18 protein-coding genes are annotated in these 21146 nt (G+C 66.6%); 17 read left to right on the plus strand and 1 reads right to left on the minus strand.

Annotation, left to right across the window (positions count from 1 at the left end):
- The first annotated feature begins 1 nt into the window (after nt 1).
- The 11 genes from pdxT (at nt 2) to ACYVLV_RS11525 (ending at nt 11946) form a co-directional block, all read left to right on the plus strand.
- Nucleotides 2-604, plus strand: a complete 603-nt coding sequence (pdxT, locus tag ACYVLV_RS11475) for a pyridoxal 5'-phosphate synthase glutaminase subunit PdxT (RefSeq protein WP_460810053.1) — start codon at nt 2-4, stop codon at nt 602-604.
- 21 nt (nt 605-625) lie between these two features.
- Nucleotides 626-1393: a YebC/PmpR family DNA-binding transcriptional regulator gene (locus tag ACYVLV_RS11480; protein WP_460810056.1), complete on the plus strand. Its 768-nt coding sequence runs from the start codon at nt 626-628 to the stop codon at nt 1391-1393.
- Nucleotides 1394-1555: 162 nt separating this feature from the next.
- Complete coding sequence (ruvC, locus tag ACYVLV_RS11485; protein ID WP_460810241.1) at nt 1556-2110, plus strand: crossover junction endodeoxyribonuclease RuvC; 555 nt, start codon at nt 1556-1558, stop codon at nt 2108-2110.
- On the plus strand, nt 2107-2721 hold the full coding sequence (gene ruvA / locus ACYVLV_RS11490) for a Holliday junction branch migration protein RuvA (RefSeq protein ID WP_460810059.1): 615 nt from the start codon (nt 2107-2109) through the stop codon (nt 2719-2721). Before ruvC ends, ruvA begins: the two co-directional genes overlap by 4 nt.
- A gap of 1 nt (nt 2722) precedes the next feature.
- Nucleotides 2723-3790, plus strand: a complete 1068-nt coding sequence (gene ruvB / locus ACYVLV_RS11495) for a Holliday junction branch migration DNA helicase RuvB (RefSeq protein WP_460810060.1) — start codon at nt 2723-2725, stop codon at nt 3788-3790.
- Nucleotides 3791-3956: 166 nt separating this feature from the next.
- Nucleotides 3957-4298 carry a preprotein translocase subunit YajC gene (gene yajC / locus ACYVLV_RS11500; RefSeq protein WP_460810062.1) on the plus strand — a complete coding sequence of 114 codons (342 nt, stop codon included), beginning with the start codon at nt 3957-3959 and terminating at the stop codon, nt 4296-4298.
- Between the two features lies 1 nt (nt 4299).
- Nucleotides 4300-6207: a protein translocase subunit SecD gene (secD, locus tag ACYVLV_RS11505; protein WP_460810065.1), complete on the plus strand. Its 1908-nt coding sequence runs from the start codon at nt 4300-4302 to the stop codon at nt 6205-6207.
- Nucleotides 6207-7478: a protein translocase subunit SecF gene (gene secF / locus ACYVLV_RS11510; RefSeq protein ID WP_460810068.1), complete on the plus strand. Its 1272-nt coding sequence runs from the start codon at nt 6207-6209 to the stop codon at nt 7476-7478. The genes secD and secF overlap by 1 nt, the downstream gene beginning before the upstream one ends.
- 3 nt (nt 7479-7481) lie before the next feature.
- Nucleotides 7482-8036, plus strand: a complete 555-nt coding sequence (locus tag ACYVLV_RS11515; protein ID WP_460810069.1) for an adenine phosphoribosyltransferase — start codon at nt 7482-7484, stop codon at nt 8034-8036.
- 98 nt (nt 8037-8134) lie between these two features.
- On the plus strand, nt 8135-10462 hold the full coding sequence (locus ACYVLV_RS11520; RefSeq protein WP_460810243.1) for a RelA/SpoT family protein: 2328 nt from the start codon (nt 8135-8137) through the stop codon (nt 10460-10462).
- A 128-nt stretch (nt 10463-10590) separates the two neighbouring features.
- A complete protein-coding gene (locus ACYVLV_RS11525; protein ID WP_460810070.1) occupies nt 10591-11946 on the plus strand; it encodes a lysozyme family protein in 1356 nt (451 codons plus the stop codon).
- A gap of 54 nt (nt 11947-12000) precedes the next feature.
- On the opposite strand, the gene ACYVLV_RS11530 is transcribed toward ACYVLV_RS11525, so the two are convergent.
- Nucleotides 12001-13230 carry a DUF349 domain-containing protein gene (locus ACYVLV_RS11530; protein ID WP_460810071.1) on the minus strand — a complete coding sequence of 410 codons (1230 nt, stop codon included), beginning with the start codon at nt 13228-13230 and terminating at the stop codon, nt 12001-12003.
- Nucleotides 13231-13369: 139 nt separating this feature from the next.
- Here ACYVLV_RS11530 and ACYVLV_RS11535 point away from each other — a divergent pair, with 139 nt between their 5' ends.
- The 6 genes from ACYVLV_RS11535 to ACYVLV_RS11560 all read left to right on the plus strand — a co-directional run bounded on the left by ACYVLV_RS11535 (nt 13370) and on the right by ACYVLV_RS11560 (nt 21037).
- A complete protein-coding gene (locus ACYVLV_RS11535; protein ID WP_460810073.1) occupies nt 13370-14083 on the plus strand; it encodes an MBL fold metallo-hydrolase in 714 nt (237 codons plus the stop codon).
- A gap of 6 nt (nt 14084-14089) precedes the next feature.
- Nucleotides 14090-15433: a histidine--tRNA ligase gene (gene hisS / locus ACYVLV_RS11540; RefSeq protein ID WP_460810075.1), complete on the plus strand. Its 1344-nt coding sequence runs from the start codon at nt 14090-14092 to the stop codon at nt 15431-15433.
- A complete protein-coding gene (gene aspS / locus ACYVLV_RS11545; RefSeq protein WP_460810076.1) occupies nt 15434-17236 on the plus strand; it encodes an aspartate--tRNA ligase in 1803 nt (600 codons plus the stop codon).
- 139 nt (nt 17237-17375) lie between these two features.
- Nucleotides 17376-19034, plus strand: coding sequence for a peptide ABC transporter substrate-binding protein (locus ACYVLV_RS11550; protein ID WP_460810078.1), 1659 nt, complete (start codon nt 17376-17378; stop codon nt 19032-19034).
- A gap of 136 nt (nt 19035-19170) precedes the next feature.
- On the plus strand, nt 19171-20100 hold the full coding sequence (locus ACYVLV_RS11555) for an ABC transporter permease (protein ID WP_460810245.1): 930 nt from the start codon (nt 19171-19173) through the stop codon (nt 20098-20100).
- Nucleotides 20093-21037, plus strand: coding sequence for an ABC transporter permease (locus ACYVLV_RS11560; RefSeq protein ID WP_460810079.1), 945 nt, complete (start codon nt 20093-20095; stop codon nt 21035-21037). The genes ACYVLV_RS11555 and ACYVLV_RS11560 overlap by 8 nt, the downstream gene beginning before the upstream one ends.
- Nucleotides 21038-21146 lie beyond the last annotated feature (109 nt).

Consider the following 21146-nt stretch of genomic DNA (forward strand, 5'->3'; position numbering starts at 1 on the left):
GGTGGTCCTTCCGCAAGTTGGTGTCTTAGCCCTCCAGGGCGACGTCCGCGAACATCTGAGCGCTCTCGAGTCCTTGGGGCAGCAAGCGATCCCTGTACGACGCCTTGCCGAACTCGAGATGTGTGACGGCCTCGTCATCCCCGGCGGGGAGTCGACCACGATGGCCAACCTCGCCCGGACCTTCGATCTTTTCGAACCCATCCGGGCCCGGATCAAGGACGGCCTGCCGGTGCTGGGCACCTGCGCGGGCATGATCATGTTGGCCGAACGGGTGCTGGACGGGCGGTCGGACCAGGAGACCTTCGGGGGGCTGGACATCACCGTGCGCCGCAACGCCTTCGGCCGCCAGGTCGACTCCTTCGAAGGGCCACTCGAAGTGAAGGGCCTGGTTGAGCCGATCCACGCCATCTTCATCCGCGCTCCGTGGGTGGAGGAGGTCGGTCCGGACGTCGAGGTGCTGGCCAGGGTCGAGCAGGGACCGGCGGCGGATAGGATCGTCGCGGTTCGCCAGGGGCGAGTGATGGCCACGGCCTTCCACCCCGAGGTGGGTGGCGACACCCGCATCCACGAACTGTTTGTGCAGCTGATCCGCTCACCTGAGTAGAACTGAGTAGAAGAGGAACAGATGTCCGGCCACTCCAAATGGGCGACGACCAAGCACAAGAAGGCCGTCGTCGACGCCAAGCGCGGCAAGATGTTCGCCAAGTTGACCAAGAACGTCGAGGTCGCCGCCCGGATGGGTGGAGGAGATATCTCGGGGAACCCGACTCTCTACGACGCGATCCAGAAGGCGAAGAAGTCCTCGGTTCCCAACGACAACATCGACCGCGCGGTCAAGCGCGGATCCGGTGAGGACACCGGCGGCGCGGACTACCAGACCATCATGTACGAGGGGTACGGCCCCGCCGGCGTGGCGATGCTGATCGAGTGTCTGACCGACAACAAGAACCGCGCCGCGATGGAGGTGCGCACCGCCATGTCCCGCAACGGCGGTTCGCTGGCCGACCCCGGCTCGGTCTCTTTCCTGTTCCACCGCAAGGGTGTCGTCGTGGTCCCCAAGGACCAGGAGGGCAAGGCCGTCACCGAGGACGACATCCTCGAAGCCACCCTCGAGGCCGGTGCGGATGACGTCAACGACCTGGGTGAGTCCTTCGAGGTCATCTCCGAGGCCACCGACCTGGTCGCCGTGCGGACTGCCCTGCAGTCGGCCGGCATGGACTACGACTCTGCGGAGCCCTCCTTCGTTCCCGACATGCAGGTGGAGCTGGACGCGGAGGCAGCCGGCAAGATGTTCCGGCTCGTCGACATCCTCGAGGACCTCGACGACGTGCAGAACCTCTACGCGAACTTCGACGTCTCCGACGACGTGATGGCCGCCCTCGACGAGGACTGACCAGAACTGACGGCACCTCAAGGGGGCTGGGCCGCACCGAGCCACCGACCGGCGGCGTGTCGCACGCCGGGGTGTCGTCGCCTCCGGCTAGCGTTGGTCCGAACAGATGTTCGGACGAAATGCCGGCTCACAACGATCGGGAGGCGAGTGTAGATGCGCGTTTTGGGCATCGACCCGGGGCTGACCCGATGCGGATTGGGTGTGGTGGACGGCGAGGTCGGTCGACCGCTGACTCTGATCGACGTCAACGTCGTGCGGACCTCCGCCGATATCCCGGTGGCGCAACGACTGGTCACCATCGAGAAGGGCATCGACGCCTGGCTCGACGAATACGCCCCTGACGCCGTGGCCGTCGAACGGGTCTTCGCCCGGTCCGCCTCGAGCACCATCATGGGCACCGCCCAGGCTAGCGGGATCGCGCTCGTCGCTGCAGCACGCCGCGGCCTGCCCATCGCGCTCCACACCCCTAGTGAGGTGAAGGCGGCCGTGTCCGGCAACGGTCGCGCTGACAAGAAGCAGGTCGGCCTGATGGTGACGCGGATCCTGCGCCTCGACACACCCCCCAAGCCGGCCGATGCGGCAGACGCACTGGCCCTGGCCATCACCCATATCTGGCGCGGCGGCGCCCAGTCCCGGATCGACGCTGCTGTGGCGGCGGCGGGCGGTCGGACCGCGCCCTACCGACCAGCGGCCCAGTACAAGAGGAGCTTGCGATGATCGCCTTCGTTCGTGGACAGGTCGCTGACGTGACCCTGTCGAGCGCCGTGATCGAGGTGGGTGGGGTCGGTCTGGAGTTGATGTGCACCCCGGGCACCTTGGCCACCCTCCGCCCGGGCCACAGCGCCACCCTGCCGACCAGCATGATCGTCCGGGAGGACTCCCTGACGCTGTTCGGGTTCCTCGACGACGACGAGAAAGACATCTTCGAATTGGCCCAGACTGCCTCAGGCGTCGGGCCCAAGGTGGCCCAGGCTCTGTTGGCGGTGCTCAGCCCGGACGACTTCCGACGGGCCGTGGCCAACGACGACGTCAAGACCCTCACCCGGGTGCCGGGCATCGGGCAGAAGGGTGCCCAACGCATCATCCTCGAGCTGAAGGACAGGATCGGCGCGGTCCCGGCTGGTCGCTCCGGCTCCGCAACATCGACCCCACCCGCCTGGCGCGAACAGGTGCACCAGGGCCTGGTGGGGTTGGGCTGGACGACCAAGGACGCGGAGCGCGCCCTCGAGCGCATCGAGGATGACCCGGGTGCCACCGCGGGCCCGCAGGGGACCGCCGACATCGGCGCCCTGCTGCGCGCCGCACTTCGCACGCTGAGCAAGGCCTGAGATGCACGAGGACGATCTGGAACTCGCCGAGGAGCAACACTTCCGCCGTCTCACCGCGGCCGAGGCCGAGGGGGACGAACGCGCCGTCGAGGCCGCCCTGCGACCCCGGTCCCTCGATGAGGTCGTCGGTCAGCACCGCGTGCGCGAGCAACTCGGGCTCGTGCTCGAAGCCGCACGTGCCCGCGGGCGCGCGCCCGACCACGTCCTGCTCTCCGGTCCTCCGGGGCTGGGCAAGACCACTCTGGCCATGATCATCGCCCACGAGATGGCGGTGCCGCTGCGGCTGACCAGCGGCCCGGCGATCACCCACGCCGGCGACCTGGCGGCCATCCTGTCCGGACTCAACGAGGGTGATGTCCTGTTCGTCGACGAGATCCACCGGATGTCGCGTCCGGCCGAAGAGATGCTTTACATGGCCATGGAGGACTTCCGCGTCGACGTCATCATCGGCAAGGGTCCCGGAGCGACCGCGATCCCGCTCGAAATTCCCCCGTTCACGCTGGTAGGGGCCACGACCAGGGCCGGTCTGTTGCCCAGCCCGTTGCGCGACCGGTTCGGATTCACCGGCCAACTCGAGTTCTACGACCCCGCCGACCTCGACACCATCGTGCACCGATCCGCCGGCCTGCTGGATGTCGAACTCACCGCACCCGGGGCGGCGCAGATCGCCTCACGCTCTCGTGGCACCCCGCGGATCGCGAACCGGCTCCTGCGTCGGGTGCGTGACTACGCCCAGGTCCGCGCCGACGGGATCGTCACCGAGGACGTCGCAAACGCGGCGCTGGACCTCTACGAGGTCGACCGGCTGGGCCTGGATCGCCTGGACCGCGCGGTGCTGGACGCCCTGTGCCGCCGCTTCGGCGGGGGACCGGTCGGCGTGTCGACCCTCGCGGTGGCGGTGGGCGAAGAACGCGAGACCGTCGAGGAGGTCGCCGAACCGTTCCTGGTCCGCAACGGCTTCCTGGCGCGTACGCCGCGGGGTCGCATCGCAACCCCCGGTGCCTGGGAACACCTCGGGCTCACCCCACCCGCCGTGAGCGGGGTCGACGCCACGCTGTTCGAGGACTAGAGCCCGACAGCCTCGACCGTCGAGAGCGGGCACGACAGGCTCGACCACCAATTCCGCGATCGACCGTTACCCCCGGCTACACTGACCCGTCGGTCGGCCTGCCTGTGTGATTTCGGCGGCCCGTACGTCTTGCCGTGCCCATCGAACGTGTGTGAGAGGTCTTTTCGTGGAGCTCCTTCAGCTCTTGCCGCTGCTTGGCGTCGCCCTGCTGTTCTATGTGCTGATCTTGCGACCAGCCCAACGGCGTAGTCGGGAACTTGCCAGCATGCAGTCTTCGTTGACCGTTGGAGACGACGTCGTCCTCACCTCTGGGGTCCACGGGACCCTGACGGGGCTGGGCGATGATCACGTGTTCGTCGAAATCGCCGAGGGAGTCGTCATCAAGGTGGCCCGCGGAGCGATCGGGAACGTCCGCCGCGACGCGTCCGAAGAAACTGACCTGAACCACACCACCAGCGACACCGAAACCCCCGGAACAGACTCGGGCACTCGGTCGGAGGACAACTGACATGGCCAAGCGGCAGTATCGACCAGGGCGCACCCTGGTCATCTTCTTCGTAGGCCTGGCCTTCGTCTTCGGGCTCGTGGGGATCTCCGACAGCAACTGGAAGCCCACCTTGGGTCTCGACCTCCAGGGTGGCACCCGGATCCAGTTGACCGCCGACGGCAACCCCACCTCCGACAGCCTCAGCGAGGCGCGCAACATCACCGACCAGCGAGTCAACGGCTCCGGTGTTGCCGAAGCCGCGGTCACCGTGCAGGGCAGCGACTCCATTGTCGTGGAGATCCCGGGTGCGCAGGCAGGCGAGCTCGAAGAGGTCGTCAAGCGCCAGGCACAGCTCCGGTTCCGCTTGGTCGCGTGTTCGCCGTTCACCACGTGCGGCACCCCAGCCTTCGACCCGAACGATCCCACCGCCGGCCTCGAGGAACTACCGTCCACCCCCGAACTCCCGGGCGCCGGAGTCACTGCCCCGCCCGCCGCGGAGCCCGACCCCGAGTCGACCCCGGAGCCCGACCCGTCCGAGACCAGCGGCAACAACCGTCCCCCCGTCTCGTACGCCGCGCAGGGTGAGAAGAAGAACGACAAGAAGAACGCAAACAACAGCGCAGCCGAGACCCCGACGGAGTCACCGACGGACGGGGCCACCGACGCCCCGACAGACGCACCGACAGACGGGGCCACCGACGCCCCGGCAGATGGTTCGGGAGACGGCGCCGCAGCCGAAGACACCCCCGGCACGGTCGAGTCCGAGCTGGCCTTCCAGGCCACCCCGGACCAGGCATCGATCGATCTCTACAACTCACTTCAGTGCAGCCCCGAGGGCAATCTGCAGAACGCTGACGGCAGCCCGGCCCTCCAGGTCGACGACCCGAACAAGCCGCTGGTCGCGTGCAGCCAGCCCGAGGAAGCGGTCACGTCGAGCAGCGTCGATCGGGCGGCTGAGAAGTACCTCCTGACCAAGGCCCTGATCGAGGGCACCGAACTCGACGACGCCAGCGCTGGAATCCCGCAGGGTGAGCTCACCTGGGTCGTCACCCTCGAGATCGGCGGCGAGGGTCGCAGCGTCTTCGGCGACATCTCCCGTGCGCTTCAGCCGACCGAGGACCAGTTCGCCATCGTGCTGGACGGCCAGGTCATCTCCGCTCCGACCATGGAGGGCGTGATCACCAATGGACAGGCCCAGATCAGCGGAAACTTCAACGAGACGACGGCGAACCAACTCGCCACCAGTCTGAAGTTCGGTTCGTTGCCCATCTCCTTCAACGATGACGCCACCACCGTCACCGAGATCGGTCCCTCACTGGCCGGGAACCAGCTGAACGCCGGACTGCTGGCGGGTCTGGTCGGTCTTCTCCTGGTGATGTTCTACTGCCTGATCTACTACCGCGGACTGGGTGTCGTGGTCATCCTCTCGCTGCTCGTCGCCGCCGGGGCGACCTACGGCATGGTGCTGTTGCTCAGCGAGGCCGCGAACTTCACCCTGACCCTTCCGGGTATCGCCGGATTGATCGTGGCGGTCGGAATCACGGCCGACTCGTTCATCGTGTTCTTCGAACGCATCCGAGACGAGATGCGGGACGGCAAGTCCATGCGCGTGGCGGTCGAATCTGGCTGGGCCCGGGCCCGCAACACGTGTGTGGCGGCCGACACCGTCTCGCTGCTGGCTGCGGTGGTGCTCTACATCTTCGCCGCAGGCGTGGTGAAGGGATTCGCCTTCGCGCTCGGATTGACCACCCTGATCGACCTCGTGGTCTTCTTCTTCTTCACCAAGCCCATGGTGTCCTACCTGGCGCGCTACAAGTTCTTCAACCAGGGACACAAAATGTCCGGACTCAACTCCGAGGCGCTCGGCGTCGAGCGGGTTCCTGATCGACAGAAGAGCGCCACGGCTGGCGTCGTAGGGGGGAGGGCCTGATGGGTAAGTTCTCAAACCTCGGTAATGACCTGTACAACGGCAAGCGGTCCGTCGACTTCGTCGGCCGTTCCTGGACCTGGTACACCGCCTCGTTCATCGTGATTCTCATCGCCCTGTCCGGGCTGCTCTTCAAGGGACTCAACGCCGGCATCGACTTCACCGGTGGGGCGCAGTACACCGTCAACGTGCCGGCCGACCAGGACGCGGCCGACGAACTGCGCGGCGCCGTCGCCGACGCCGGGGTCGAAAACGCTGCCAACCCCATCGTCACCACCCAGGGCAGCAACGCGATCGTCGTCCGCACCCAGGCGTTGGACAGCGAGGAGAGCGACACCGTGGTCGCCGCGATCGTGGAGGTCTCGGGGGTCAACCCGGAAACCGAACTGTCGATCGACGAGATCGGTCCCAGCTACGGCAAGGAGGTCGCCCGCAGTTCAACCATCGGACTGGTCGTCTTCCTGTTCTTCATCGTGCTGTTCATCTGGGCCTACTTCCGGGAATGGAAAATGTCGGTCGCTGCCATGGTGGCCCTGGCTCACGACCTGATCATCACCATCGGCGTCTACGCCCTGACCGGGTTCGAGGTGACCCCGGCCACCGTGACGGGTGTGCTGACCATCCTGGCCTTCTCGCTCTACGACACCGTCGTGGTCTTCGACAAGGTCCGCGAGAACACCGCCCGGATGAAGAAGGACCACCAGACCTACGCCCAAGCGGCTAACCGGGCCGTCAACCAGACACTCGTCCGGTCCATCAACACCTCGATCGTGGCGATCATCCCGGTGGGCGTCATCTTGTTCGTCAGCAGTCTGCTGCTCGGTTCCAGCTCCTTGAAGGACCTGTCGCTGGCGCTGTTCGTGGGAACGATCGCCGGTGTCTACTCCTCGGTCTTCATCGCGACGCCTCTGCTGGTCCACCTGAAGTCCGGCGAGTCCGACGTGCTCCTCGCCGAGAAGCGCTCCGCGGCCCGGATGAAGCAGGCCGACCGCTACGCCAGCGTTCCCTCGTTCAGCGAGGACCTGCCGGTCCAGAGCGACCCGAGCGGCGACCAGGACCCGGAGAACTTCGAGTTCGAACTCGACGACTCCGCCGACTCCGCCGACTCCGCCGACTCCGCCGACCAGGCGCCCGGTGCCCGGCCCGCACCCCAGACCGGCGCCACGGGCAAGGGGCGGACGGTGCCGCCGGCACGCGGGCCGGTCGGCGAGAGCCGTGCGTCGGGTCGGCAGCAGCCTTCGCGTCAGTCCAAGTCACGACGTAAGAAGCCCTGATCGATGAGTCTTGCGGCTGACTCGGCGGTGTCCGAGGCCCTGGCGCGACTGGTGCGGGATGTCCACGACTTCCCCGAACCCGGGATCGTCTTCAAGGACATCACTCCGCTGCTCGCGGACCCGGCCGGGTTCCACGCGGTGGTCCAGGCGTTGGCCGACGTGGCCCGCGACGAGAGCGGGACGCCCACGGTCGATGCGATCGTGGGGATGGAGGCCCGCGGGTTCCTGTTCGGGGTTCCCGTGGCGATGGCCCTGGGCGTGGGATTCATCCCGGTCCGCAAACCGGGCAAGTTGCCCAGTGCTGTGCACTCGGTGTCCTACTCGCTGGAGTACGGCGACTCGACCCTCCAGATCCATCGAGACGCGCTGAACCCGGGCGATCGGGTGTTGGTCGTCGACGACGTCCTGGCCACCGGCGGCACCCTGCGCGCCACTCGCGAACTCATCGAGGCCTGTTCGGCCACGGTGGTCGGGGCGGCCCTGCTCATGGAGTTGGCCTTCCTCAATGGTCGCGAGCAGGTCGCAGACCTGCCGATCACCTCACTCTCGATCATCTGAGGTTCGGGCGAGCGCCACGTCATCGCGCACTACACTGATGTGATGGGAGTGGGGCGATGAGCGAGGACCGGGGCGCACCGCCCTCACGCGAGCGGACGATCGTCCCCGACGGCGTCGACGCGCGTCCCGGATCGGCCTCGGGTGCCATCGGACCCGGCGCGCGCAGCATGCGGGCCCGCCTGGCCCGGATGGGGACGAAGGGGGAGCCCGGGAGTCCGGTGCTCGAACCGTTGTTCCGTGCGGTGCGGGCCAACCACCCCAAGGCCGACCTGGCGCTCCTCGAGCGCGCCTACCGGTTGGCCGAGAAGATGCACGGCACCCAGATGCGCAAGAGTGGTGACCCCTACATCACCCACCCGCTGGCCGTGACCACGATCCTGGCCGGCATCGGCATGACCGAGCCGACGCTGGTGGCGGCTCTGCTGCACGACACCGTCGAGGACACCTCCTACACGCTGGACCAGTGCCGCGCCGACTTCGGCGACGAGGTCGCGCAGATGGTCGACGGGGTCACCAAGCTCGACAAGGTCCAGTACGGCGACTCCGCCCAGGCGGAGACCATCCGCAAGATGATCGTCGCGATGTCTCGCGACATCCGCGTCCTGGTCATCAAGCTCGCCGACCGGCTGCACAACATGCGCACGCTGCGCTACGTACCCCAGCGGAGCCAGGAACGCACCGCGCGAGAAACCCTCGACATCTATGCGCCGTTGGCCCATCGACTGGGCATGAACACCATCAAGTGGGAGCTCGAGGATCTCGCCTTCGCCACCCTGCACCCCAAGATCTACGACGAGATCGTGCGCATGGTCGCCGAGCGCGCGCCCTCACGTGAGCAGTTCCTCGCCGAGGTGATCAGTCGGGTCGAGGATGATCTGCGGGAGGCGAAGATCAAGGCGACCGTCACCGGTCGACCCAAGCACTACTACTCGATCTACCAGAAGATGATTGTCGGGAAGCGTGACTTCACCGCCATCTACGACCTGGTCGGGATCCGCATCCTGGTCGAGGAGGACCGGGACTGCTACTCGGTCCTCGGGGTGCTGCACTCGCGGTGGAACCCGGTGCTGGGGCGGTTCAAGGACTACCTGGCGATGCCGAAGTTCAACATGTACCAATCGCTGCACACCACGGTCATCGGCCCCGAGGGCAAGACCGTGGAGATGCAGATCCGCACCTTCGCCCAGCACCGTCGGGCGGAGTACGGCGTCGCGGCGCACTGGAAGTACAAGGAGGTCGCGCGGGTCGGCGGCGAGACCGGCAAGACCGGACGGACCACGACGGTCGAGCGCAAGGACGACGTGCCGGCCGACATGGGGTGGGTGCGTCAACTCCTCGACTGGCAGAGCGAGGTCGACGACCCGAGTGAGTTCCTGGAGTCCCTGCGCTTCGAGATCAACCGCGCCGAGACCTACGTCTTCACCCCCCGCGGGGATGTCATCCCCTTGACCGCTGGATCCACTCCGGTCGACTTCGCCTACGCCGTCCACACCGAAGTTGGCCACGCCACCATCGGGGCCCGCGTCAACGGTCGCCTCGTGCCTCTCGAGTCGACCTTGGAGAACGGGGACGTCGTCGAGGTCTTCACCTCCCGCTCGGAGGACGCTGGTCCTTCGCGCGACTGGCTCACCTTCGTGAAGTCCCCGCGGGCCCGGTCGAAGATCCGGCACTGGTTCAGCAAGGAGCGCCGCGAGGAGGCCGTCGACCGAGGCAAGGAGCAACTGGTCAAGGCGATGCGCAAGGAGACGCTGCCCTTCAAGCAGCTCCTGACGCACGACTCCTTGGGTCAAGCGGCCGAGCACTTCCACCTCAGCGACGTCACCGCGCTCTACGCGGCCATCGGCGAGGGCAACCTCAGCGCCCAGTCGGTGACCCGGCAGGTCGTGAAGATCCACGGCGGGAACGACGCAGCGGAGGAGGATCTCGCCGAGGCCGTGCAGATCACCGGCCGACGTCGCAACCGAGCGGCCAGTGGAGGCGACTCCGGGGTCATGGTCACCGGATCCCCGGACACGTGGGCCAAACTCGCCAAGTGCTGCACCCCGGTGCCGCCAGACGACATCATGGGTTTTGTCACCAAGGGCGGGGGAGTATCGGTCCACCGAACCGACTGCACCAACGCCGACAGCCTGCGGACTCAGCCCGAGAAGGTGCTGGGCGTCGAATGGGCACCGACGGGGTCATCCACCTTCCTGGTCAACATCCAGGTCGAGGCGATCGACCGATCGCGCCTGCTCTCGGACATCACCATGGTGCTCTCCGATGAACACGTGAACATCCTCAGCGCCAATCTCTCCACCTCCCGGGACCGGGTCGCCAAGACCAGGTTCACCTTCGAGATGGCCGAGGCCAAACACCTCGACAACGTGTTGCGGGCCGTGAAGAAGGTTCCAGGGGTCTTCGACGCCTACCGCATCACCCAGTAGCAAAGGTCGGATGCCTCACCCCGGGGGGTGACAATCCGGCGTTATCGCCCGCCGCCAACCCCAGGTGACCTACTCTTCGGGTGGGGTCTCGGTGTGGAGACAGACGTTGTGGGGGAGTACGAAGAGTGATGCGGTCCAGCGGTCGATCCAAGATCGCACTCCTGACTGCCGCGGTAGTCCTCACCAGCGGCGCCACCTGGGCCGGCGCCTCCGGATCCGACGATTCAACGGTCCGATCCGCCACGTCATCGGCCTTCGGTGTGACCGCAGCATCCAGTCCGCCGCCCACCCTGTTCTATATCGCCGGCGGCAACTTCGCGACCCTCGAGACCACCAACCAGATCGCCCCCAACGGCCGGAGCCTGGTCGGCATCAGTGCCGAGGGCGACCACGGTCTGCCCGACATCGCCAAGGCGGCCTACCAACGCGCGGCTCGTTCGATCGAGAAGTCCCGTCCCGGGTGCAACCTGCCCTGGACGCTCCTGGCCGGTATCGGGCGAGTGGAGTCCGACCACGGCCGCTACGGCGGTTCGGTGCTCGGAGTGGACGGCTATCCGCGCCCCCGGATCCGAGGTGTGGCCCTCAACGGCGTCGGTCCCGTGGCAGCCATCCGTGACAGTGACAACGGCAAGCTCGACGGCGACAAGGTCTGGGACCGTGCCGTGGGCCCGATGCAGTTCATCCCCACCACGTGGGCCGTCTCCGGGCGCGACGGTGACGGGGACGGCGTCTCGGACCCCAACGACATAGACGACGCGGCCCTGGCGGCGGCGGGCTACCTGTGCCCGGCCTCCGGTTCGATCGACTCGGAGGCGGCGAAGCGGACCGCAGTGTTCTCCTACAACCGCTCCGACTACTACGTCGATCTGGTCCTGGCGTTCGCGCGGGGATATCAGACCGGTGACTTCACTCTGCCCTCCCCGCCCGTGCCCGAACCCGAAGCGCCCGAGGAGGTCGTGGAGGCGAGGACCAAGCCCGAGCCCGGTGACAAGGCCGGTGACCGGTCCGGTGGCAAGTCGGACGGTTCCAAGGGTGAGACATCCAGTGGTAGCACTGAGGCGGCCGGAAGCTCGAACTCCGGGACTACCTCCAGCGGCGGAAGCAAGGGCGGCAAGACCGGTGGCGGCACCACCGGTGGCTCGAGCGGATCCGGCGGCGGCACGAAGAACGAGACCCCGACCGAACCACCCGAACCGACCGAACCCCCGAAGGAGACGTTGGAACTGCGCGCCGTTTCCGGCGCGTGGACCGGGTGCCCGGCCGGTTGGTGCCTCTCCGGCGGCGCCCTGGACCTCGGCTCGGGCGGTCAGCTGGACCGTACGGCGCTGGCGGACCTCGACGGCGACGGAGCGGTCGAGAGCTATCGGGCCGAGTTCACCGGTATGACGGGCACCGTGGTGACCGTGCACGTCAAGGCGGGCACCAACATCGTCTACATCGTCAAGGGCGTCGGCTACCGCAACCGCGACGGCAGCTTCGCCTGACTCCTCGCTGGTTGAGGACCGCGTGGCGCGGCCCTCAACCGGCGCGAAGAGTGATCAGCCGGAGAACTCCTGGCTGGTCTGCTGGGCCATGGCCAGGAAGGCCTGGCGGGAGGCGAGGTTCTCCTCGAGGTCCTTGACCTGCTTGTCGTTGCCGCTGGCGCGGGCCGCTTCGAGCTTGCGCTCGACGTCCGCGATGGCCGCTTCGAGCTTGCCCACCATGTCGTCGGCGCGGGCGGACTTCTCGGGGTCGGTCTTCTTCCACTGGTCGTCCTCGATCGAGCGGATGGCCTGCTCGACCTTGCGCATCCGACCTTCGAGTTCCTTCATCCGGTCACGGGGGACCTTGCCGGCGGCGTCCCACTTGTCGGCGAGGTCGCGGAAGGCCTTCTTGGCGGCGTTGACGTCCTTGACCGGGAGGAGTGCTTCAGCGACGACGATCAGTTCGTCCTTCACCTTGGCGTTCTCGACGAACTCTGCGTCCATCGCGGAGTTCGCGGCGTCCCGAGCGCCGAAGAAGATGTCCTGAGCGCCGCGGAAGCGGCCCCACAGCTCGTCCTCGACGTCCTTCGGGGCCGGACCGGCGGCCTTCCAGTCCCGCATCAGGTCGCGGTACTTGCCCGAGGTGGGACCCCACTCGGTCGAGTTGGACAGCGACTCGGCCTCCTTGACCAGGCGCTGCTTGACCTGACGGGCACCCTCGCGCTTCTCGTCCTGCTCGGCGAACCACACCTTGCGCTGCTTGGTGTAGGCCGACCGGGCGGCCGAGAAACGCTTCCACAGGGCGTCGTCCGAGGAGCGGTCGATGCGCGGGAGCTCTTTCCACTCGGTCAGCAGCTTCTGAATGCGCGCCGAGCCGTGTCGCCAATCGTTGCCGGCCGCGATCTCCTCAGCCTGCTCGACGACCTTCTCCTTCTGCGCCTTCGTTGCGGCGGCCTGCTCGGCCTTCTCGACCTTGCGGGCGGCGCGCTGCTGGGCGATGACCGGACCCAGGGAGTCCAGTCGACCGGCGAGGCTGGCCAGGTCGCCGACCGCGTTGGCGTCCACCACGGTCTCGCGGACCTGCTTGACCGATTCGGCGGCCTCCTCGGGGTTCAACACCCCCGAACGGACCCGCTGTTCCAGCAGGCCCACCTCGGTCTCGAGCGACTCGAATCGCTGGGTGAAGAACCGCAACGCCTCCTCGGGTGAGCCCTCGGCGTACTGGCCAACCGACCGCTCGCCGTCCGAGGTCTTCACGTAGACGGTGCCGTCGTCAACGACTCGGCCCCAATCGCTGTTCGTCACAGGTGTTCCTTCGCTCGATCGCATGTGGTGGAACGTTGGCCCACAACAGATGGGCACGCTGGGCGACATCCTAGGAGACGGCTCCGCGCAGGTAGATACCCATGCGACTTCTCGGCGTGGCTCTGGATAGTCTGCCCGGGTGTTGATAGCTGGCTTTCCCGCAGGACCATGGGGCACTAACTGCTTCGTCGCCGCAACCGGACCGGGCACCGAGTGTGTCGTGGTCGACCCCGGAAAGGACGCCGCGGCAGGGGTTGCCGACCTCGTCCGGGAGCATCGGCTCAAGCCGGTGGCCGTGCTGGTCACCCACGGTCACATCGACCACATGTGGTGTGTCGCCCCGGTGGCCGGGACCTACGACGCAACCGCCTGGATCCACCCGGCCGACCGGCACCTGCTCACCGACCCGATGGCGGGGATGTCCCGCGAGACGAGCCAGATGTTGCTCGGCGGGGACTACGAGTGGGCTGAGCCGGACGACGTCCAGGAGTTGAGCGACAACCAGACCCTGGAGTTGGCCGGCCTGCAGTTCGTCGTCGACCACACCCCGGGCCACACCCAGGGCTCGGTGACCTTCCGGACGCCGTACGCCGGGCAGGACGTCTCCGAGGTCATGTTCGCCGGCGACCTGCTGTTCAAGGGTTCGATCGGACGCACCGATCTCCCCGGCGGGGACCACCCGACGATGCTGCGCAGCCTGGCCTCCAAGGTCCTGCCGCTGGCCGACGACGTCGTGGTGCTTCCCGGTCACGGGGAGCAGACCTCCATCGGTCTCGAACGTGCGACCAACCCCTACCTGCTGGAACTCATCGACAACGGCCCGGCGACCGACCCCATCACCCGGGGCCTGTGAGCATCGGTGGCTAACAAGATCGCCCCCCTCAGCGGGTTCCCCGAACTACTGCCTGCCCAGCGCGTCGTGGAGCAACAGGTCATCGACACCCTGCGGCACACCTTCGAGCTGCACGGCTTCTCCGGGATCGAGACCCGTGCCGTGGAGCCGATGGACCAGTTGCTCCGCAAGGGCGAGACCTCCAAGGAGGTCTACGTGTTACGTCGACTCCAGGAGGCCGAGGCCGGGACCGATGCCGGACTGGGACTGCACTTCGACCTGACGGTTCCCTTCGCCCGCTACGTGCTGGAGAACGCCGGCAAACTCGACTTCCCGTTCCGCCGCTACCAGATCCAGAAGGCCTGGCGCGGTGAGCGACCCCAGGACGGGCGCTACCGCGAGTTCACCCAGGCCGACATCGACGTGGTCGGCCGCGAGGACCTCGCGTTCCACCACGACATCGAGGTCGCGCGGGTCATGCTCGACGCGCTCAGTCGGCTCGACTTCCTGCCCGGCTTCACCCTGCAGGTCAACAACCGCAAGTTGATCCAGGGCTTCTACACCGGTCTGGGCGCCACCGACGTGCCAGCGGTGATGCGGCTGATCGACAAACTCGACAAGATGCCCGCCGACGCGGTGCGCGACCTGCTGATGAGCGAGGCAGGACTGAGCCCCGAGCAGGCGGACCTGTGCCTGCAGTTGGCCCAGATCGCCACCGAGGACCTCGGCTTCGTCGACCAGGTTCGCGCGCTCGGCGTTCAGGACCCGCTACTCGACGAGGGCCTGGACGAACTGGCCAGACTCGTGGAGGGATGCGCCAGCCTGGTCTCGGACCGGGTACGGATCTCGGCTGACCTGAAGATCGCCCGGGGTCTGGACTACTACACCGGGACCGTGTTCGAGACACGTCTTCACGGCAGCGAGGCGCTTGGTTCCATCTGCTCCGGCGGCCGGTACGACGCGCTGGCCAGCGACGGACGCACCACCTATCCCGGCGTCGGGATCTCCTTCGGGCTGAGTCGTGCCCTGGTCCCCATGCTCAACCGAGGTGACCTCATCGCCAACCGGTCGGTGCCGAGCGCGGTGCTGGTCGCCGTCACCGACGAGGCGTCCCGAGACGCAGCAGACCAAGTCGCGGCGTCCCTTCGGGGTCGCGCGATCGCCTGTGAGGTGGCTCCGGCGGCGGCGAAGTTCGGCAAGCAGATCCGCCACGCTGAACGCCGGGGCATCCCCTTCGTCTGGTTCCTCCAGGACGACGGCACCCACCAGATCAAGGACATCCGCTCGGGGGACCAGGTCGTAGCCGATCCGGTCTCCTGGACCCCACCCACCCATGACCTGCACCCGCAGGTCATCACCAAGGAGCACTAAGTGATTCGCACCCAGGACGCCGGCGCACTGCGCGCCGAGCACGTCGGCCAGACCGTCACCCTTGCCGGATGGGTCGCCAAGCGTCGCGATCACGGGGGAGTGGCGTTCCTGGATCTTCGGGAGGCCAGTGGGGTCGTCCAGGTGGTCGTCCGGGACGAGGCGGTCGCCCATGCCCTGCGCAGCGAGTACTGCATCAAGGTCACCGGCGAGGTGAGCCTGCGTCCCGAGGGCAACGCGAACCCCAACCTGCCCTCCGGCGCCATCGAGGTCATCGCTGAGGACCTCGAGGTCCTCAGTGCTGCCGCGACGCTCCCGTTCCCGATCGACGATGCCCACAGTTCCAGCGGCGAGGTAGGGGAGGAGGCCCGACTGCGGCACCGTTACCTCGACCTGCGCCGGTCAGGACCCAACGCCGCGCTCCGGTTGCGCAGCAAGATCAACCAGGCCGCCCGCAGCGTGCTCGACACCCACGACTTCGTCGAGATCGAGACCCCCACCCTTACCCGGTCCACGCCTGAGGGCGCCCGCGACTTCCTGGTCCCCGCCCGACTCCAGCCCGGAAGTTGGTACGCACTGCCGCAGAGCCCCCAACTGTTCAAGCAGTTGCTGATGGTCGCCGGGATGGAGCGGTACTACCAGATCGCGCGCTGTTATCGCGACGAGGACTTCCGCGCTGACCGGCAGCCGGAGTTCACCCAACTCGACATCGAGATGAGCTTCGTCGAGCAGGAGGACGTCATCGCGTTGATGGAGGACGTGCTCGCCGCGATGTGGAAGTTGATCGACGTCGACATCCCGCGCCCCATCCCGCGGATGACCTACGCCGAGGCGATGGCCAGGTTCGGCTCGGACAAGCCGGATCTGCGGATGGGCAACGAGTTGGTCGAGTGCACCGACTACTTCGCCGACACCACCTTCCGGGTCTTCCAGGCCGAGTACGTCGGCGCCGTGGTCATGCCGGGCGGCGCGAGCCAACCCCGCAAGAAGCTCGACGCCTGGCAGGACTGGGCCAAGCAGCGTGGCGCCAAGGGCCTGGCCTACGTGCTGGTCGGCGACGATGGCGAGCTGGGAGGACCGGTGGCCAAGAACCTCACCGACGAGGAGCGAGCCGGGCTGGCTGCACACGTGGGTGCCGAACCCGGTGACTGCATCTTCTTCGGCGCCGGAGCTCCCAAGTCGAGCCGCGCCCTGTTGGGTGCCGCCCGCCTCGAGATCGGTCACCGCTGTGGCCTGATCGACGAGTCCGCCTTCGCCTTCACCTGGGTGGTCGACGCCCCGATGTTCGAGCCAGCCTCCGATGCGGTCGCGAGCGGGGACGTGGCTGTGGGCACCGGAGCCTGGACGGCGGTGCACCACGCCTTCACCGGCCCCAAGCCCGAATTCGCTGACACCTTCGACACCGACCCCGGGTCGGCGCTCGCCTATGCCTACGACATCGTCTGCAACGGCAACGAACTCGGCGGCGGCTCGATCAGGATCCACCGCGAGGACGTGCAGAAGCGGGTCTTCTCCGTCATGGGTCTCAGCGAGGAGCAGGCGGAGGAGAAGTTCGGCTTCCTCCTCGAGGCCTTCAAGTTCGGCGCGCCACCGCACGGCGGCATCGCGGTGGGCATGGACCGCATCTGCGCGATGCTCGCGGGCACCGACTCGATCCGCGAAGTGATCGCCTTTCCCAAGAGCGGCGGTGGATTCGACCCGCTGACCTCGGCCCCGGCTCCGATCACCGCGAGTCAACGCAAGGAAGCCGGTGTAGATGCCGCGGTGAAGAAGAAAGAACCGGCGGAGTCGTCGATCGCCGAATGATTTAGCGTTGTTGTCCCGCACGCGGTCGACACCAGATCGTTACTGCGGGGTGCTCGCCTCGACGCTTGACGTCCCTTAAAGTCGAAGCGCGCCCGGACCGGGCGCAGATCTCGGTAACGATCAAAAGGAGAACGATTTCATGCGACGTGTTCCACGCTCCGTGCGAACCGTTGCTGCCGTCAGTGCGTTGGGTCTAGTACTCGCCGCATGTGGAAGCGACAGCAGCGATTCAGATGGCAACGCCTCATCCGACGGCGGAGGTGAGATCACCGTTCGTGGTTGCAACCCCGAGAACCCCCTCGTCCCCGGAAACACCTCGGAGACCTGTGGCGGAAACGTCCTGGACGTGGCCACCTCGAAGTTGATCCACTACAAGACCGAAGACGCATCACCTGAGTTGGACATCGCCGAGTCGATCGAGACCGACGACAACCAGACCTTCACCGTCACCCTGAAGGACTACAACTTCTCCGACGGCACTCCGGTGACCGCCGCCAGCTTCGTGGACGCGTGGAACTACACCGCCTACGGCCCCAACGCCCAGCAGGGCAGCTACTTCTTCGAGCCCTTCGAGGGCTACGGCGACCTGCAGTGCGACCCCGAGGGCAAGGCCGGCGAGAACGACGACCCGTGCGAGGTGGCCCCCCCGGCCGCCGAGGAGATGACGGGTCTGAAGGTCGTCGACGACAAGACCTTCACCATCACCACCACCGAGAAGGTCTCGAACCTGTCGGTCCGCCTGGGCTACACCGCCTTCGCGCCGCTGCCCGAGTCCTTCTTCGCTGACCCCGAGGCCTACGGCAAGCTGCCCATCACCGCCGGCCCCTACAAGGTCGACAGCTTCACGCCGAACGAGTCGATCGAGCTCTCCAAGAACCCCGAGTACTCCGGTGAATACGGCGGCCAGGTCGACAAGATCACCTTCCGCATCTACACCGACCCGACTGCTGCCTACCGCGACACCGTCGCCGGCAACATCGACATCATCGACGAGATCCCGGCCGACGTCCTGCCCGACGAGGCCTGGGTCGACGAGCTCGGTGGCAACGGAACCTCTCGCGAGGTCGGTGTCATCCAGACGATCGGTATCAACCCGACCGTGGACGAGCGCCTGGACAACCCTGACCTGCGCAAGGCCATCTCGATGGCCATCGACCGCGACACCATCATCGACGCTGTCTTCGCGGGTACCCGCGAGCCGGCGACCGGTTGGGTCTCGCCCGTGGTGGACGGCTACAAGGCCGACCAGTGCGGAGAGGCGTGTGTCTACGACCCGGCCAAGGCCAAGGAACTGTGGGACAGCGCCGGCGGCATCCAGGGCGGACTGACTCTCACGGTCAACGGTGACGGCGACCACGGACCCTGGTCCGAGGCAGCCTGCAACTCGATCCGTCAGGCTCTCGACGTGGAGTGCAACTCGACGCAGACCGTCGACTTCGCGACCTTCCTGACTGACCTCGGTGAGCGCAAGATCGATGGGATGTTCCGTCAGGGATGGCAGATGGACTACCCGTCCATCGAGAACTTCCTGGTGCCCCTGTACTCGAAGAACGCATCCTCGAACTACTACGACTTCGATGACGCCGACTTCCAGAGGCTCACCACCGAAGCCGCTGCCGCTGAGGACCTGGACGAGGCCAACGGTCTCTACCAGGAGGCCGAGCTGCGTCTCGCCGCCGACATGCGGATCATCCCGCTGTGGTACTCCGTGGGTAACGTCGGCTGGTCCGACAAGGTGGACAACGTCCAGCTGAACGCCTTCGGCGTGCCTGTCTACGCGGACATGACCGTCAAGTAACATCCAGCACCAACCCGGTGGGCCGGTCATCACAGTGATGGTCGGCCCACCGGCAGGTCTAAAGCAGTTTCGGGTAATTCGGCAAGTCCCCTCGGATCCACGATTCGAGGACGGTCATCGATGATGCGGAGGCATGGTGGGTAAGTACACCGTTCGACGGTTGCTGCAGATGATCCCGGTGGTGATCGGGTCGACATTCCTGATCTACGCCATGGTCTTCGCGCTTCCGGGGGACCCGACGGCAGGCAAGTGCGGTGAACGACCGTGCTCGGAGTCCTACAAGGCGGAGTTCCGCGAGAAGTACAACCTCAACGATCCCCTCGTGGTCCAGTACGGCAAGTACGTTTCTGGCATCGCGACCGAGCTCGACTTCGGGAGCAGCCAGTTCGACGTGCCGGTGCGCGAGGAGTTGGCGGACCGATTCGTCGTCACCGCCAAACTCGGCATCATCGCCCTCCTCTTCGAGGCGATCATAGGTGTGGCCGCCGGAGTCCTCTCCGGCCTACGCAAGGGTGGTTTCCTCGACACCCTGGTCCTGGTCAGCACCCTGATCGTGATCTCGATCCCCATCTTCGTCACCGGTAGCGTGCTCCAGCAGTATCTAGGGGTGAAGACCGGGATCTTCCCGGTCACGGTCAGCTTCGAGGCGACCTGGTTCGAGTTGCTACTCCCAGGCTTTGTGCTCGGCTCCACCTCCCTGGCCTACTTGGCGCGGCTCATGCGCACCAGCCTGGGTGACAACGTCCGATCCGACTACGTGCGGACCGCGATGGCCAAGGGCCTGCCCCGATGGCGCATCGTGGGCATCCACACACTGCGGAACTCGATGATCCCCGTCGTCACCTTCCTCGGCTACGACTTCGGCGCACTGCTCGGCGGTGCGGTGATCACCGAGGGCATCTTCAACGTCCCCGGGGTCGGCAACTACGTGTTCCGGGCCATCAACGACCGGGACGGCGTCGTGGTGGTGGGGGCGGTGACCGCCCTGATCCTGGTGTATCTGCTCGCCAACCTCATCGTGGACCTCATGTACGGCCTCCTGGACCCAAGGATTTCGCATGACTGAGAACTCAAGCGTCGACGTCGTCTTCGAGCCCCTCCCCGAGGATGAAGCCTCCGCCCCGAGGTCCTTGCGTGGGGACGCCTGGCGGGACCTGCGCCGCAACCCGATCTTCTGGATCTCCGCGGTGGTCATCACCACCTTCGTGGTGATGGCGATCGTCCCGCAGTTGTTCACCAGCATCGACCCGCGCGCGACCGATCTGTCGAACTCCCGCAAGACCCCCGACGGAGACAACTGGTTCGGCCGCGACGTGCAGGGCTACGACATCTACGCCCGGTGCATCTACGGTGCCCGCGCATCGCTGCTGATCGGGTTGTTCTGCGCCGTGGGTACAGCAATCGTCGGTGCTGCCGCCGGACTCATCGCCGGCTACGTCGGTGGGACCGTCGACGCGGTGGTAGGCCGGGTCGCGGACGTGTTCTTCGGACTGCCCCTGATCCTGGGCGCCATCATCATCCTGATCAACCTGCGCCTGGCCATCGAGCAGAAGTTCGGGACCACCGACGGTCTGTTCGTGCAACTCGCCATGGTGTCCCTGGTCATCGTGGTGCTCAGCTGGCCCAGCATCTACCGGCTGATGCGTTCCTCGGTGCTGCAGGTCAAGCCCCAGGACTACGTGCAAGCGGCTCGCGCGCTGGGCGCCGGCCCGCTGCGCATCACGTTCTCCCACATCATGCCCAACGCGTTGGGTCCGGTGATCGTGGTCTCCACGATCAACCTGGGGGTGTTCATCTCCGCTGAGGCGGCCCTGTCGTTCCTGGGCATCGGCCTGGCCGACCCGATCGTCTCGTGGGGCAAGTCCATCGACGCGGCCACTATCTCGATGCGCACCGCGCCGCACACCCTGCTCTTCCCGTCCCTGTTCCTGAGCCTGGCGGTGTTGGGCTTCATCATGCTGGGCGACGCCCTGCGCGACGCCTTCGACCCCAAGTCCCGGTGAGGAGACCGACATGAGTGATCACCTCGACCGCATCGACACCGACAACGACGAGAGCCGTTCCGACAAGCGCGAGACCAAGCGTGAGGCCAAACGCGAGGCCAAACGGTTG

This window comes from Nocardioides salsibiostraticola (assembly GCF_054783655.1).